This is a genomic window from Actinomadura sp. KC06 (genome assembly GCF_004348735.1).
GTDB lineage: Bacteria > Actinomycetota > Actinomycetes > Streptosporangiales > Streptosporangiaceae > Spirillospora.
In genome coordinates this window covers 1-12,863 of sequence record NZ_SMKT01000059.1, presented here as the reverse complement: position 1 = coordinate 12,863, position 12,863 = coordinate 1, and the positions used below count along the sequence as shown (strand labels likewise).

Genomic DNA, 12,863 nt, shown 5'->3' with positions numbered 1-12,863 from the left:
CCGCTCCCGACGCCGGGACGCCGGGTCAGCCGCAGGAACGCCGTGTCAGCCGAGGTACGTCTCGAGACCCTTGGCCAGGGATTCCGCGATGCGCTGGCGGAACGGCGCGCTCGACAGCTTGGCCGCGTCGCCCCTGTTCCGCATGTTGCCGCACTCGATGAACACCTTCGGGACGGTCGACAGGTTGAGGCCGCCGAGGTCGTTGCGCCGGTCGATGGCGTTCTCGCCGAGGTAGTTGGAGTACGGGATGCCGGTGCCCGCGCGGTAGGAGTCGCGCAACGCCTTGCCCAGCTTGGCGGACCGCGGCACGATCGCGGCGTTCCCGCCGACGGCGATCGGCTCGATGATGTGGAACCCGTGCCCGGACGCGGACGTCCCGTCGGCGTGGATCGACACGGCCGCGTCGGCCTTGAGCCGGTTGCCGATCGCGGCGCGCTCGGTGATGCACGGGCCGACGCCCTTGTCGTCCTTGCGCGTCAGCGCGACCTTGGCGCCCTTCGCCCGCAGGAGCTTCGCGAGCCGGTTGGAGACGTCCCAGGTGAACGCGTGCTCGCCGTACCCGGCCGCGGTGCTGGTGCCGGTCGTGTCGCATGCCTTGGTGCCGTTGCCGATCTTGACCTGTTTGTTGATCTGGGCCGGATTGCGGGCATTCCCGCCGTTGTGCCCGGGATCGAGGACGATCACCTTGCCGTCCAGCGCGGACGACCCGCCGCCGGACGCCGGGTCCTTCCCGTCCTCCGGGGCGCCCGAAGCCCGCCCGCCGGCCGTCGGCGGATTCACCGTCCCGCCGTCGTCGCCGGACGGTTCCGCGGAGGCGTCGCACGCGACGAGGGCGCCGAGGCACAGCGCGAGACCGGCGGCCGTGAGGCCGCCTCGATGAATGCGCACCGGCCGTTTCCTCCGTGATGACTTCGTTACCGACCCTGACAGTCTGCACACCGGTGAGGGTTCGTCAAACGAAGTCCCGGAAACCCGGCGGTATTCGGCGGCGGGTTCAGGTGAGCGGGTCGTCCTTGCCGAGCAGTGCGGCGAGCGCGCGCGCCTCGTCGGCGTCCAGGCCCAGGACCACGCGCGGGCGCCCCCACGGGTGGTCGATCGAATGGGCGACGTAGCTGGCCACGGACTCCGAGACCTGCTCGGCCAGACCCCGCGCGTGCCGCCATTCCGACCACGCGCGTTCCAATTCGCTCGCCGCGCGCTGCGCGCACGACACCAGTTCCGGATCACGCACGACTGAACCCCCTCGTGGACTTTCCCGTGTCCGCTCGGCGGCGTCCCCGCCCGGACGGCCTCCCCTCAAGGCCATCCGGACCCGCTCGCCGGACGGTGTGTCCCATTAACCCGCCGGCGGCGGGTCGCGGGCCGGCGAATGCTGCAGACTTGGCCGGCCCCTTACCTGCCGCACACCGGTTCTTACCCGGCGCACGCGGACATGCCTCCACACCGGCGTGTACAGGCCCCGCCCACCCGCCTTTCCGCCCGCCTGCTCGGCGCGCGCGGGCATGCCGAAGGACCGGCCGTCGCCGTCGTGCCGGGCGGGCATGCCGGGCACGCGCGCATGGCCGGGTACGGCCACGGCGGCCGCGTGGGGTGGGTCGGACCTCGGGAGCTATTCGAAGGCGGGGGGACGGTCCCTGTGACCGGGGCTCACAGGGTGGGAGCGGGCCCCGTCGTCGAACGGACCACCAGGTGCGGGACGACCAGGTTCTGCCGGGCCACGCGGGCGGGGTCGCCGATGCGCGCGGTCAGCATCTCGGCGGCCACCCGTCCCATGTCCCGGCGGGGCTGGTCCACGCTGGTCAGCGAGATGTGCCGGATCGCCGCGAGGTGGGTGTTGTCGTATCCCACGATCGACAGCTGCGCCGGCACCCGCATCTCCAGCTCGTCGGCCGCCGACAGCGCGCCGGTCGCGACCAGGTCGTTCGGCGCGAAGATGGCGGTCGGGCGCGGGTCGCGGCGCAGCAGCGCGCGGGCGGCCCGGTAGCCGCCGTCCTCGGTGAAGTCGCCCGGCTCGACGACGATCTCGCCGGCGAGCCCGTGCCGGCGCATCGCCTTCTCGTACCCGTCGCGGCGGTAGCGCGCCGTGGTGGAGCGCGCCCCTTCGATGTGCGCGATCCGCCGGTGCCCGAGTTCGACGAGGTGGTCGACGGCGAGGCTCGCGCCGAGCTCGTCGTCGTCCACGACGATGTCGACGCCGACGACGTCGCGTTCGCCGACGACCACGACCGGGACGCTGGCCGCGGCCTCCTTGAGCGACTCGGGGACGACGCTGAGCAGCACCAGCCCGTCCACCCGCATCTCCAGGAACGCTTCGACCGCCTCCGCCTCGAACAGCGGGTCCCAGCGGCCGCTGCCGACCAGCATCCGCAGGCCCGCGCCGTGCAGGCTCTCCTGGAGCCCGTCGAGGAACTCGGCGAAGAACGGGTTGTGCAGGTCGGCGACGATCGCGCCGATGAGCCTGGTGCGCCCTTCGACGAGGCTGCGCGCCACGGCGTTCGGGCGGTAGCCCAGTTCGCGTGCGGCCTGCAGGACGGCCTGTCTCCGCCGTTCGCTCACATGGGGTGACCCTCGCATCACGAGGGAGACGAGCGATTTGGAGACGCCGGCGCGCTCGGCGACGTTGCGGATCGTCGGTTTCGGCGCGGGTACGGCTCTACCCTCGTCGCGTCTGGCGGCGGGAGAAGGCTCGGTGCGAGGCCTGGGCACCGCGTTCTGTTCCCGCATGTTCTGCGGGGGATTCGCCTGATCAGCTGACATGGCACTCCGTCCAGGGGGACCTGTGGGACCTGCCTCGACGGCGCGCGGCGGGGTGTGTAACGCGCCGTCCTCCACTCGAGGGGGAGTTGCCATGATGCCGCGCCTTTCCCCCAAACCGCCGCAACAGTGAGTAACGGGCATCCGACAATGGTGGTTCGGGCCTGTGGTGTTCGGTCTCACACCGCGGCCGGACGGTGATCAAGGCCGGTGAAAAGCCCGTTCCACCCCAATTGGCGGGGACATAGGGCCGTCCGGGCTCGGATACGCTGCCCAGGTGGGAGATCGCGCGGTGGCCGGCAAGGCGCGAAGCCGGCAGAGCGGTGGCCGCGGCCGCCGCAGGCTCAGCGTCGACGAACGGCGGGACGAACTGATCGAGGCGGCGCTGCAGCTGTTCAGCACGCGTTCGCCCGAGGACATCTCGATCGACGACGTCGCGGCCAAGGCGGGCGCCTCCCGCGCGCTGGTCTACCACTACTTCGGCGGCAAGAACGAGCTGTACATCGCGGCGCTGGGCAGCGCGGCGAAGAAGCTGTCGGTGCTGCTGGAGCCGCCGACCGAGGGCAAGCCGCTCGAACGGCTGCGCATCTCATTGCGGCGCTACTTCGACTTCGTGGAGAGCCACGCGGCCGGTTACACCGCGTTGCTGCGCGGTGGCCCGGCCGACCGTTCCGGCGAGGCGGGCGAGATCGTGGACGGCATCCGGCAGCTCCTGCTGGACCGGATCCTGCACTCGCTGGACGTCGAGACGCCGCAGCCGATCCTGCGCATCACGCTCCGCGCCTGGATGGCCGCGGTCGAGACCGCCGGCCTGGACTGGCTGGAGAAGCGCGACGTGCCGCGTCCGCAGCTGGAAGGCCTGCTGATCGACCATCTGGTGGTCATGTTCCACGCGGCCGGACGCCACGACCCGGGCACCGGCAGGCTGTTCGACCGGCTGGCCCAGGAAGAGATGGGCTGACGCCCACGTCCGGGCGGGCTCCCCCGTCCCGGACGGCTCTGCTTTTGGACGCTTTACCCAAAAGTGACGGGCAACGTCCTAAATGGAGACTCTGTCCTCATGTGGACAAAAAGTCACCCATGTCCCAAATTCCTCGCACGTCAGCGAGGCTTTTCGGCCGCCGTCGCCGTGCGGTCCGGTGCCTCGACCCGGCCGACCCGGGCCGAGCCGGCCACCCGCTGCCCTTGGGGCGGGCACGAGACGCGCCCGGACCCCAAGGGCGACGCGGGTGAGCACAGCGACAACGGCCATCCCCCCAAAGCCATGACCGATCCCGGCCGCCGGAATCGACCGGCACCGGCATCGACCATCGCGATGCGCGTGCGGAGCCGGGCTCACGCGGGGCGAGAACCCGATCGCACGCGGCGGCGGCGAACCGCCCCCCTACTCCGAACGCTGCTGCGGGATTCCCGCGAGCAGCGCCCGCACCTCCGCCTCGCGGTAGCGGCGGTGCCCCCCGAGCGTCCGGATGGACGTGAGCTTCCCCGCCTTCGCCCACCGCGTGACGGTCTTGGGGTCGACGCGGAACATCGTCGCCACCTCCGCCGGCGTCAGCAGGGGCTCGGCCTCTGGCGTACGTGCTGACATGTTTGCGGCCTCTCCTCCGTGGACCGATGACAGCGATCCTGCGATTGATCCTCGCGTGGTCACTGATGTCCCCTATGGCCCGAAAGAGCCACTATGACATCACAACGTGTAACCTTGCCACCACTCAGCGCAACAAGCAAGTTCCTGGCGGTAGTTGCGTGCAAACATCCCCGCGAGTGCGGGGTGCGGCGCGTATCCGGTGGCCAGCGGGTCACGCTGCGTGATTCTAGCGATACGTATAGTCGTATCGCGCGCGGATTCGGGAAATTTGTTTTAGTTCGCCGCCTCAAGGGCCCGGATGGGCCTCCAGCGGGCGAGCAGCCGCTTGTACATCGCCACGGTCAGCTCGACCTCACCGCGCTCCATCCCGGCGAGGGCCACGGTCATCTCGGCCACGGACTCGTCCAGGCTGAGCGTGCGGTCGTCCAGCAGATGGACGAGCCCGCCGTAGTCGAGCTCGACGAGCGCGCGGGGATGGAAACCGTCCAGCCATCGGCCGAGCGTGTCCAGGCGTCCGGCGGACAGGAGGTAGACATCGCCCGTCCCGTCGCCGAGGTTCTCCCGCACGACGGGCAGCGCGTCCGCCACCCTCCGGCGCGCCTCGCCCATCGACGTGACGTAGATGAGCGTACGCGCGGGCGCGGCCGTCGCCGGGCTCTGACCTGGGGCGGGCGGTTCGGCGTGTTCCTCGGACGCGTCGTCCGCCTTCCGGTACCCGGTCCCGGGCGAGCCGAGCATCAGGCACCGCTCACCGCGGGTGAAGGGCACGAACCAGTCCAGCGGTATGTGCCAGGTGCTCGTCAGGATGTGCGGCCGCAGGGGCTTGCCCGACCGCTTCCACTGCTCGAACTCGCCCGCCGCCCGCTCCGACACCGGCGGCGGGACGAACGCGGCCGCGACCCCGGCGGCGTGCTCGTCCCGGAAGCGCTCGAAGGCCAGCCATGAGCGCAGCCGCGTCTGCCACGGGCACACGTAGATCATGTCGTCCAGGCGGCGGACGTAGGCGTCCCTGCTCTCCCGTTCCGGCACGACCTCGGGCGGTGAGCCGATCAGCCTGAGCGTCGCGGCGCGGTGCTCGACGCCCAGCGCGTGGATCCTCCGCGGACGCCGCCGGGAGTCGGCGTAGACCGTCCACAGGGTCCGCGCGGGCTCCGGGAAGGCGGTCACCGGTTCGTAAACCCGTAGGTACGCGGCGTACGGAAGCACCATCGCATCGTGACATGAGATTCGGCCGGGCGCGGTGGCATCACGCGCCCTAGGCTGATCTTAGAGACAGAGAGGAGGGCACTACCGTGCCTAATGTCTTCGGGGCGCCCCACAAGGGCACCGAACCCCGTCACGAGCAGGTCGTCTTCTGCCAAGACGAGGCCAGCGGCCTGCGCGCGATCATCGCGATCTACTCCACCGCGCTAGGCCCGTCCCTGGGAGGCACCCGCTTCTACCCCTACGGGACCGAGGAAGAGGCCCTCGCCGACGTGCTGAACCTGTCCCGCGGCATGGCGTACAAGAACGCCCTGGCCGGGCTGGACCTCGGCGGTGGCAAGGCCGTCATCATCGGCGACCCGGCCATCGACAAGTCCGAGGCGATGCTGAGGGCGTACGGACGGTTCGTCCAGTCGCTGAACGGCAGGTACTACACCGCGTGCGACGTCGGCACGTTCAGCGAGGACATGGACATCGTGGCTCGGGAGAGCCAGTTCGTCACCGGCCGGACGGTCGCGCACGGCGGTGCGGGCGACTCGTCCATCCTCACCGCGTTCGGCGTGTTCCAGGGCATGCGCGCTGCGGCGAAGACCATGTGGGGGGCGCCCACACTCCGCGGCAAGCGCGTCGGCGTCGAAGGCGTCGGGAAGGTCGGCCACCGCCTGGTGGAGCACCTCCGTGAGGACGGCGCCGACGTCGTCATCTGCGATGTGAACCAGTCCGCCGTCGACCGGGTCCGGTCGGCGCATCCCGAAGTCGAGGTCGTCGCGGATACGGACACGATGGTCCGCACCGAACTCGACGTGTACGCGCCGTGCGCGCTCGGTGGCTCCCTGAACGACGACACCGTGCCCGTACTGGCGTCCAAGGTGGTGTGCGGGGCCGCGAACAACCAACTCGCCCACACCGGCGTGGAGAAGAGCCTCGCCGACCACGGCGTCCTGTACGCGCCCGACTACGTGGTGAACTCCGGCGGTGTGATCCAGGTCGCGGACGAGATCGGCGGCTTCAACTTCGACCGCGCCAAGGCCCGCGCCACCGGGATCTACAACACCACCTTGAAGATCTTCGCGCTGGCCGCCGACGAGGGCGTCCCGCCGGCCGTGGCCGCCGACCGCCTCGCCGAACGCCGGATGTCCGAAGTCGGGAGGCTGCGCGGCATCCTGCTCTGAAACGGGCTGGAACCGGTCCCCGAAAGCCCGTCGAAACCCGCCAACCCCGCCGAACCTATCGAACGCGTCGAACCGGCTGAGGCCGCCGTGAGGGAGCCCTAGGGCCCTCCTACGGCGGCCTTAGTGCGTACTCGTGACCACCGGATACACTGTTGTTATCAGCAACAGAAGCGCCGCCACGTACCGTCGATGTACCGAGCCGGGCGCAAAACGGGTACGGTTGTACCCGTGACTGACGCATGGCTCATCAGGCACCGGTTCGTGTGGTACACGCGCGCGTTGATGGGCCCACGAAAGCCCTGACCATCGAGGGGGTCGAGCCAATGGGTCGCGGCCGAGCCAAGGCCAAGCAGGTAAAGGTTGCCCGACAGCTCAAGTACAACAGCGGCAACACGGACCTCGACCGCCTGAAGAGCGAATTGGGAGTCGACGACGCGGGGGACGACTCCTACGACGAGCTCGCCGAGAAGTACGCCGACTACGCCGACGATTACGGCACGGAGGACCGCAAGGACGGAACCTCCGGTTGACCGGCTGACACTGCGCCACTGCCCGCGACATCGGGCAGTGGCGTTTGTCATGCAGGGCCGCTGAACGGGCCCGTGAGCCACGTTGGACGCCCGTTGGTACTCGTGTGAGCTCTGGGGCCCAAGAGGCGCTCAGCGGGGTCCTCAGCCCCGACCACGGGCGGCCGTGAGCTGTGGGCGTGCGTCGCCGGACGGGCGTGATCATCATCACGCTGGTCCGGTTCGCGGGTCAGACGAGTTTCGCGGATCAGACGAGGGTGGCCTTGCCGGTGCCCGTGGTGATCTCGCCTAGATGCCAGGCGGCGACGCCGCGGGACGCCAGGACGCGAAGGGCCTCGTCGGCGGCGTCCGGGGACACGATGGCGGCCATTCCGACGCCCATGTTGAACGTCTTGTCCATGTCGGGCTGAGAGACGTCCCCATGAGCCTGCAGGACGCGGAACAGGGCCGGTGTCTCCCAGGAGGCGCGGTTCAGTACGGCGTCCATGGTCGGGGGCAGTGAACGGGCCAGGTTCGCCGCCAGACCGCCGCCCGTGATGTGAGCGAACGCACGTACACCGCCGGTGCCCGTCAGTGCGAGGCAGTCCTTGGCGTAGATGCGTGTCGGAGTGAGAAGCGCCTCACCGAGGGGACGGTCAAGGTCCGCAGGCTGGGATTCGAGGTCCAGGTCGGTCGTGGCCAGGATGTGGCGGACGAGCGAGTACCCGTTGGAGTGGATCCCGGACGACGCCATAGCCAGAACGGCGTCCCCTACGCGAACGCGGTCGGGGCCTAGGACCTCGTCGGCTTCGACGACGCCCGTCCCAGCGCCCGCCAGGTCGAACTCGTCCGATTCCAGGAGGCCGGGATGTTCGGCGGTCTCGCCGCCCACGAGCGCGCAGCCGGCCAGGGCGCAGGCGTCCGCGATACCGCCGACGATGTCGGCGATCCGTTCCGGGACGACTTTTCCGCAGGCGATGTAGTCGGTCATGAACAGCGGTTCGGCGCCGCATACGGCGAGGTCGTCGATGACCATGCCGACCAGGTCGTGCCCGACCGTGTCGTACACGCCGAGCCGACGCGCCAGGTCGACCTTGGTTCCGACGCCGTCCGTGGACGTGGCCAGCAAGGGACGCCTGTAGCGCGCAAGCGCGGACGCATCGAAAAGGCCCGCGAACCCGCTGACGTCGTCCACGACCTCTGGACGCCGTGAACGCGCCACCCGGGACTTCATCAGCTCTACGGCGCGTTCACCCGCCGCTATGTCGACCCCGGCGTCCTCGTAGGACGTCATCGGGTGATTTCCAGGAGGTGCTTGCCGCGTGCGTCCTGGTCGACCGGGATGGGGTAGACGCCGTCGAAGCACGCCCGGCAGAGGTTCTCCTTGGCGATGTGCGACGCGGAGATGAGCTCGTCCAGGGAGATGTAGCCGAGCGAGTCGGCGCCGATGGAGTCGCGGATCTCCGCGACCGACAGGTTCCCGGCGATCAGCTCGGCGCGGGTGGCGAAGTCGATCCCGTAGAAGCACGGCCAGGAGACGGGCGGGCTGGAGATCCGCACGTGGACCTCGGCGGCGCCCGCGTCCCGCAGCATCCCGACGATCGCGCGCTGGGTGTTGCCGCGGACGATCGAGTCGTCCACCACGATCAGCCGCTTGCCCTCGATCGCCTCGCGCAGCGGGTTGAGCTTGAGCCGGATGCCGAGCTGGCGGATCGTCTGGGACGGCTGGATGAACGTCCGGCCGACGTAGGAGTTCTTCACCAGGCCCTGGCCGTAGGGGATGCCGGACGCCTCCGCGTAGCCGATCGCGGCCGGGGTGCCCGACTCCGGCGTCGGGATGACCAGGTCGGCCTCGACGGGGTGCTCACGGGCCAGCCGCCGCCCGACCTCCACGCGGGTGGCCTGGACGCTGCGTCCGGCGATCGAGGTGTCGGGCCGCGCCAGGTACACGTACTCGAACAGGCAGCCCTTCGGCCGCGGCTCGGCGAACCGCTCGGACCGCACGCCGCCGCCGTCGATCGCGACCATCTCGCCCGGCTCGATCTCGCGGACGAAGCGGGCGCCGACGATGTCGAGCCCGGCGGTCTCGGACGCCACGACCCAGCCGCGGTCTTCCAGCGCGCCGAGGACCAGCGGCCGGACGCCCTCCGGGTCGCGGGCCGCGTACAGGGTGCCCTCGTCCATGAAGACCAGGGAGTACGCGCCGCGGGTGGCGGGAAGGATCTCCCGGGCCGCCGCCAGCGGGCCGCCCTCGCCGCCGTCGGCGAGCAGGGCGGTCAGGACCTCGGTGTCGGTCGTGGCGGTCAGCACGCCGGGCTCCAGCCGCTTGGCCAGGTCCAGGGTGTTGATCAGGTTGCCGTTGTGGACGAGCGCCAGCCCGCCCGCGTCCGACGACCGGAACGTGGGCTGCGCGTTCTCCCACGTGGGCGAGCCCGTCGTCGAGTAGCGGCAGTGCCCCACGGCGATGTGGCCGCGGAGGGTGTTCAGGACCGATTCGTCGAAGACCTGGGCGACGAGGCCCATGTCCTTGAACACGACGATGCGGGAGCCGTCGCTCACGGCGATGCCCGCGGACTCCTGCCCGCGGTGCTGGAGCGCGTACAGGCCGTAGTAGGTGAGCTTGCTCACCTCGGCCCGGGACGCCTGGTCCGCCGGGACCCAGACGCCGAAGACCCCGCACGCGTCCTGCGGGGGGCGGTCGGTGGGATCGATGTCGTGGCTCAGACGTCCGTCACGGAGAGGCACGTTCATCAGTCTAGATGCCTGATTCACCTGCTCCGATCGGCGGTATCTCCTTAACGGACCTTTACCCCGCGGAACCACGGGAATCAGGTGAGGCGGGGGAATCTGGTGACCGACACGTGGAGGAACGCATGACGCTGCCCGGGTACCAGACGTATTCGCCGCCGGCCCCGCCCAAGCGGAGCACCTTGGCGAGGGCTTCTCAGGTGCTCGGAATCGTGGGCCTGGTGGGCCTCGTCCTCTGTCTGGCGGGCGTGATCCCGGCGCTCGTCGGGGTCGTCCTGGGGACGGTGTCGCTCGTCCGTCGCGATGCGGACCGGCGTCCTGCGATCGTGGGCGTCATCTGCTCGTCCCTCGCCCTCCTCATAGGCGCGGGGATGCTTTTCGTCCTGCTGAGCAAGGCGGCCCAGTGCGGCGACGAGGCGCGCTACCCGGACGACACGTCGCGGCGGGACTGCGTCGAACGCGAGTTCCCCTTCGCACAAGCGGACAGAACCCCGTAGGTCAGCCAGCTAGAGAGCGGACTGCCTCTTCGTCGAGCGCGGACGCGTAGACGCGGAAATCGTCCATCAGGCCACCGAATCCAGGCTTCGTGGGTTCGCTGCCCAGGTAGATGGGCCCGGCAGGGGTGACAACGGCGTGTTCCAGAGGCACACCTACGTCCAGACTGCCGTTGACGTAGAGGTACATGCCGTCGGTGTCCACGGTGAATGCGATGTGTGCCCAGTCCCCCACGGTCAGCCTTGCGTTGCTGTCGACGTAGTCCGGGCCGTTGTTGGTGAACAGTTGCCCGCGGACCCTCATCTCGTCCGGATACAGCCATAGGCCGAGGGCCCGCGCGTCGTTCTCGGCGACGGGCTTGTAGAGGAGGCTGCGCCATTCGCCTTTCGGTTCCTCGGTGACCTGGACGAAGAACGCCAAGCTGAACCCGAAGATCTGGCTGAGGACGAGTTGGGGCGCCGCGGGTATCACCGCGCGGCCGTCGTTCCCGCCGAGCGACAGTGCCTCCCCGGCCCGCCCCGGGACGATCTCGGCCGTCTCGTCCAGCTCGGCGGCGGGCCCGGCGCCGGCAGCGGCGGCGACGCGGCGGCCGTCCACGGTGTCGACGTCGAACGTCCATTGCGCGATCAGCACGGGATCACCTCCAGGCCCCAGGCCGGTCCCACGCTGGCAGTGCCGTGCCGTCCAGGCAAGCCCGAATTGGACGCGAAGCCAGTAATCCGGCTCAGCCGGGTTCGGTGACCTCCCGGTCGAGGGGCAGTGGGAGATGGCCGGACAGGTCCGCGCGCGCGCCGCTGGCACGGACTCGTCCGTCCGCGACGGCGTCGTCCCAGGCCAACCGGCCGGTGGCCAGACGGATCCAAGCGGCGGCGTCCATCTCCACCACATTCGGGGGTGTTCCACGGGTATGGTGCGGGCCGTCGATGCATTGAACGGCGGCATAAGGAGGAACACGAACCTCCACCGAACGGCCGGGCGCGAGCTCGGCGAGCCGGTCAAGCAGAAACCGCACCGCTCCCATCACGACCGGCCGGGACGGTTCGGCGCTTCCTGCCTCGATACCGGCCAGCACGGTCTCCAGCGCCGCGCGACGCAGCTCGGCGGGTTCGTCGGCGCCGGTGTACGTCGGCAGGCCGAGGGCGCCGCGCTGGTCGTTCAGAACGGCGAGGGTGAGCGGTTTGCGCGACATCGCCACCGACGCTACCGGGTCGCGGCCGGTGGACCGCTCCGCCCCGCGATGGCGCCGCGGCGCCGCGCAGACGGTAAAAAGGACCCGACGCCAGGCCAGGGGGGCCGCGGGAGTGAAGGGAACGGGGAGGCCGGGGACGCCGTCCCCGGAGGACACGGAGGTTCGTCAGATGCCCGAGGCGCTGCCCCTGCAGCCGGGTGACCCGCGAAGACTCGGCGCGTTCGAGATCACGGGACGGCTCGGCGTCGGCGAGCAGGGCGCCGTCTTCCTCGGCAGGGACCCGGTCGGCGGCCCCGTCGCCGTGAAGGTCCTGCACGTGCGGCTCAGCGGCGAGCCCGTCGCCAGGTCGCGGTTCGCGAACGCGTTCTCCTCCGCCAGGAAGGTCTCCGGCTTCTGCACGGCGGCGATCCTGAGCGCCGACGTGGAGGGCGACCGTCCGTACGTGGTGAGCCAGTGGGTGGACGGGCCGTCCCTCCAGCAGCTCGTGGACGAAGAGGGCCCGCGCGGCGCTGCCGTCGTCGAGCGCTTGGCCGTCGGTACGGCGATCGCTCTCGCGGCCGTCCACCGGGCCGGAGCGCTACACCACAACCTGAAACCCGGGAACGTTCTCCTGGGACGGGACGGGCCGCGCCTCAGCGATTTCGGTATCGCCCATGCGTTGGAGGCCGTGAACGCATCCTTCAGCGGGCACATCACCGAGGATCCGTCCTACAAGTCACCCGAACAGCTGAGCGGCACCGGCATCGGCCAGCCCGCGGACGTTTTCGCTTGGGCGTCCACCATTCTGTTCGCCGGCACAGGTGAGCCGCCGTTCGGGGACGGTTCGCCCTCCGAGGTGATGCAGCGGATCGTCTACGACGAAGCGGACCTGTCGAACGTCCCCGAATCGCTGCGCGAGATCATGGCCGACGCCTTCGCCAAAGACCCGGCCCACCGTCCGACGGCCAAAGACCTCCTCCAACGCCTCCTCGACAAGGACGGCCCGCTGCTCGGCCGCATGCCGTCCTCGATGGTGGACGAGGGCCGCGCACTCGCCTTCGGAGCGCCCCTCCCGCGGCCCGCCCCACAGGCCGCACCACCCGCCGGAATGCCGCCGCCCCCGTCGCAGATGCCTCCGCCGATGCCGCCACGGACGCCTATGGGAGCGCCCCCGCGTCCCATGGCCGCCGGTCCAGGCGCCCCTACCGCGTTCACGCCCGCCCCTGGGC

General features: G+C 70.3%; 14 protein-coding genes. 5 read left to right on the top strand and 9 right to left on the bottom strand.

The genetic code is table 11. The features are described 5' to 3' along the window. Positions 1 to 45 precede the first annotated feature (45 nt). The 3 genes from E1287_RS20045 to E1287_RS20035 form a co-directional block, all read right to left on the bottom strand. Entirely contained in the window at positions 46 to 888 is an 843-nt protein-coding gene (locus tag E1287_RS20045; protein WP_131966567.1) for an N-acetylmuramoyl-L-alanine amidase, read from the bottom strand. Positions 889 to 994: 106 nt separating this feature from the next. Then, a complete protein-coding gene (locus tag E1287_RS20040) occupies positions 995 to 1,231 on the bottom strand; it encodes a hypothetical protein (protein ID WP_131966566.1) in 237 nt (78 codons plus the stop codon). Between the two features lie 416 nt (positions 1,232 to 1,647). Next, positions 1,648 to 2,706, bottom strand: coding sequence for a LacI family DNA-binding transcriptional regulator (locus E1287_RS20035; RefSeq protein ID WP_131966602.1), 1,059 nt, complete (start codon positions 2,704 to 2,706; stop codon positions 1,648 to 1,650). A gap of 325 nt (positions 2,707 to 3,031) precedes the next feature. Between E1287_RS20035 and E1287_RS20030 the strand changes: the two genes are divergently transcribed. Next, positions 3,032 to 3,715 carry a TetR/AcrR family transcriptional regulator gene (locus E1287_RS20030; RefSeq protein ID WP_243719229.1) on the top strand — a complete coding sequence of 228 codons (684 nt, stop codon included), beginning with the start codon at positions 3,032 to 3,034 and terminating at the stop codon, positions 3,713 to 3,715. Positions 3,716 to 4,138: 423 nt separating this feature from the next. Here E1287_RS20030 and bldC read toward each other — a convergent pair whose 3' ends face one another. Next, a complete protein-coding gene (gene bldC, locus E1287_RS20025) occupies positions 4,139 to 4,342 on the bottom strand; it encodes a developmental transcriptional regulator BldC (protein WP_012850682.1) in 204 nt (67 codons plus the stop codon). A gap of 273 nt (positions 4,343 to 4,615) precedes the next feature. Then, positions 4,616 to 5,551: a hypothetical protein gene (locus E1287_RS20020; RefSeq protein ID WP_347813980.1), complete on the bottom strand. Its 936-nt coding sequence runs from the start codon at positions 5,549 to 5,551 to the stop codon at positions 4,616 to 4,618. 83 nt (positions 5,552 to 5,634) lie between these two features. On the opposite strand from E1287_RS20020, the gene E1287_RS20015 reads away from it, so the two are divergent. After that, on the top strand, positions 5,635 to 6,717 hold the full coding sequence (locus E1287_RS20015) for a Glu/Leu/Phe/Val dehydrogenase dimerization domain-containing protein (RefSeq protein ID WP_131966565.1): 1,083 nt from the start codon (positions 5,635 to 5,637) through the stop codon (positions 6,715 to 6,717). Between the two features lie 323 nt (positions 6,718 to 7,040). Further along, positions 7,041 to 7,247 (top strand): DUF3073 domain-containing protein, encoded by a 207-nt coding sequence (locus tag E1287_RS20010; protein WP_131966564.1) that lies wholly within the window; start codon positions 7,041 to 7,043, stop codon positions 7,245 to 7,247. 244 nt (positions 7,248 to 7,491) lie between these two features. On the opposite strand, the gene purM is transcribed toward E1287_RS20010, so the two are convergent. Together purM and purF are read right to left on the bottom strand one after the other, a co-directional pair. Then, positions 7,492 to 8,517 carry a phosphoribosylformylglycinamidine cyclo-ligase gene (purM, locus tag E1287_RS20005; RefSeq protein ID WP_131966563.1) on the bottom strand — a complete coding sequence of 342 codons (1,026 nt, stop codon included), beginning with the start codon at positions 8,515 to 8,517 and terminating at the stop codon, positions 7,492 to 7,494. Continuing rightward, positions 8,514 to 9,968, bottom strand: a complete 1,455-nt coding sequence (gene purF / locus E1287_RS20000) for an amidophosphoribosyltransferase (RefSeq protein ID WP_207934330.1) — start codon at positions 9,966 to 9,968, stop codon at positions 8,514 to 8,516. The genes purM and purF overlap by 4 nt, the downstream gene beginning before the upstream one ends. Positions 9,969 to 10,096: 128 nt before the next feature. On the opposite strand from purF, the gene E1287_RS19995 reads away from it, so the two are divergent. Then, positions 10,097 to 10,468, top strand: coding sequence for a DUF4190 domain-containing protein (locus tag E1287_RS19995; RefSeq protein WP_131966561.1), 372 nt, complete (start codon positions 10,097 to 10,099; stop codon positions 10,466 to 10,468). A gap of 1 nt (position 10,469) precedes the next feature. Here the strand turns inward: E1287_RS19995 and E1287_RS19990 are convergent, their stop codons facing one another. Next, on the bottom strand, positions 10,470 to 11,099 hold the full coding sequence (locus tag E1287_RS19990; RefSeq protein ID WP_131966560.1) for a LamG domain-containing protein: 630 nt from the start codon (positions 11,097 to 11,099) through the stop codon (positions 10,470 to 10,472). A gap of 91 nt (positions 11,100 to 11,190) precedes the next feature. Beyond that, positions 11,191 to 11,655, bottom strand: coding sequence for a sterol carrier family protein (locus E1287_RS19985; RefSeq protein WP_131966559.1), 465 nt, complete (start codon positions 11,653 to 11,655; stop codon positions 11,191 to 11,193). 169 nt (positions 11,656 to 11,824) lie between these two features. On the opposite strand from E1287_RS19985, the gene E1287_RS19980 reads away from it, so the two are divergent. Then, on the top strand, positions 11,825 to 12,863 hold a 1,039-nt coding region (locus E1287_RS19980; protein ID WP_131966558.1), incomplete at its 3' end, for a serine/threonine-protein kinase.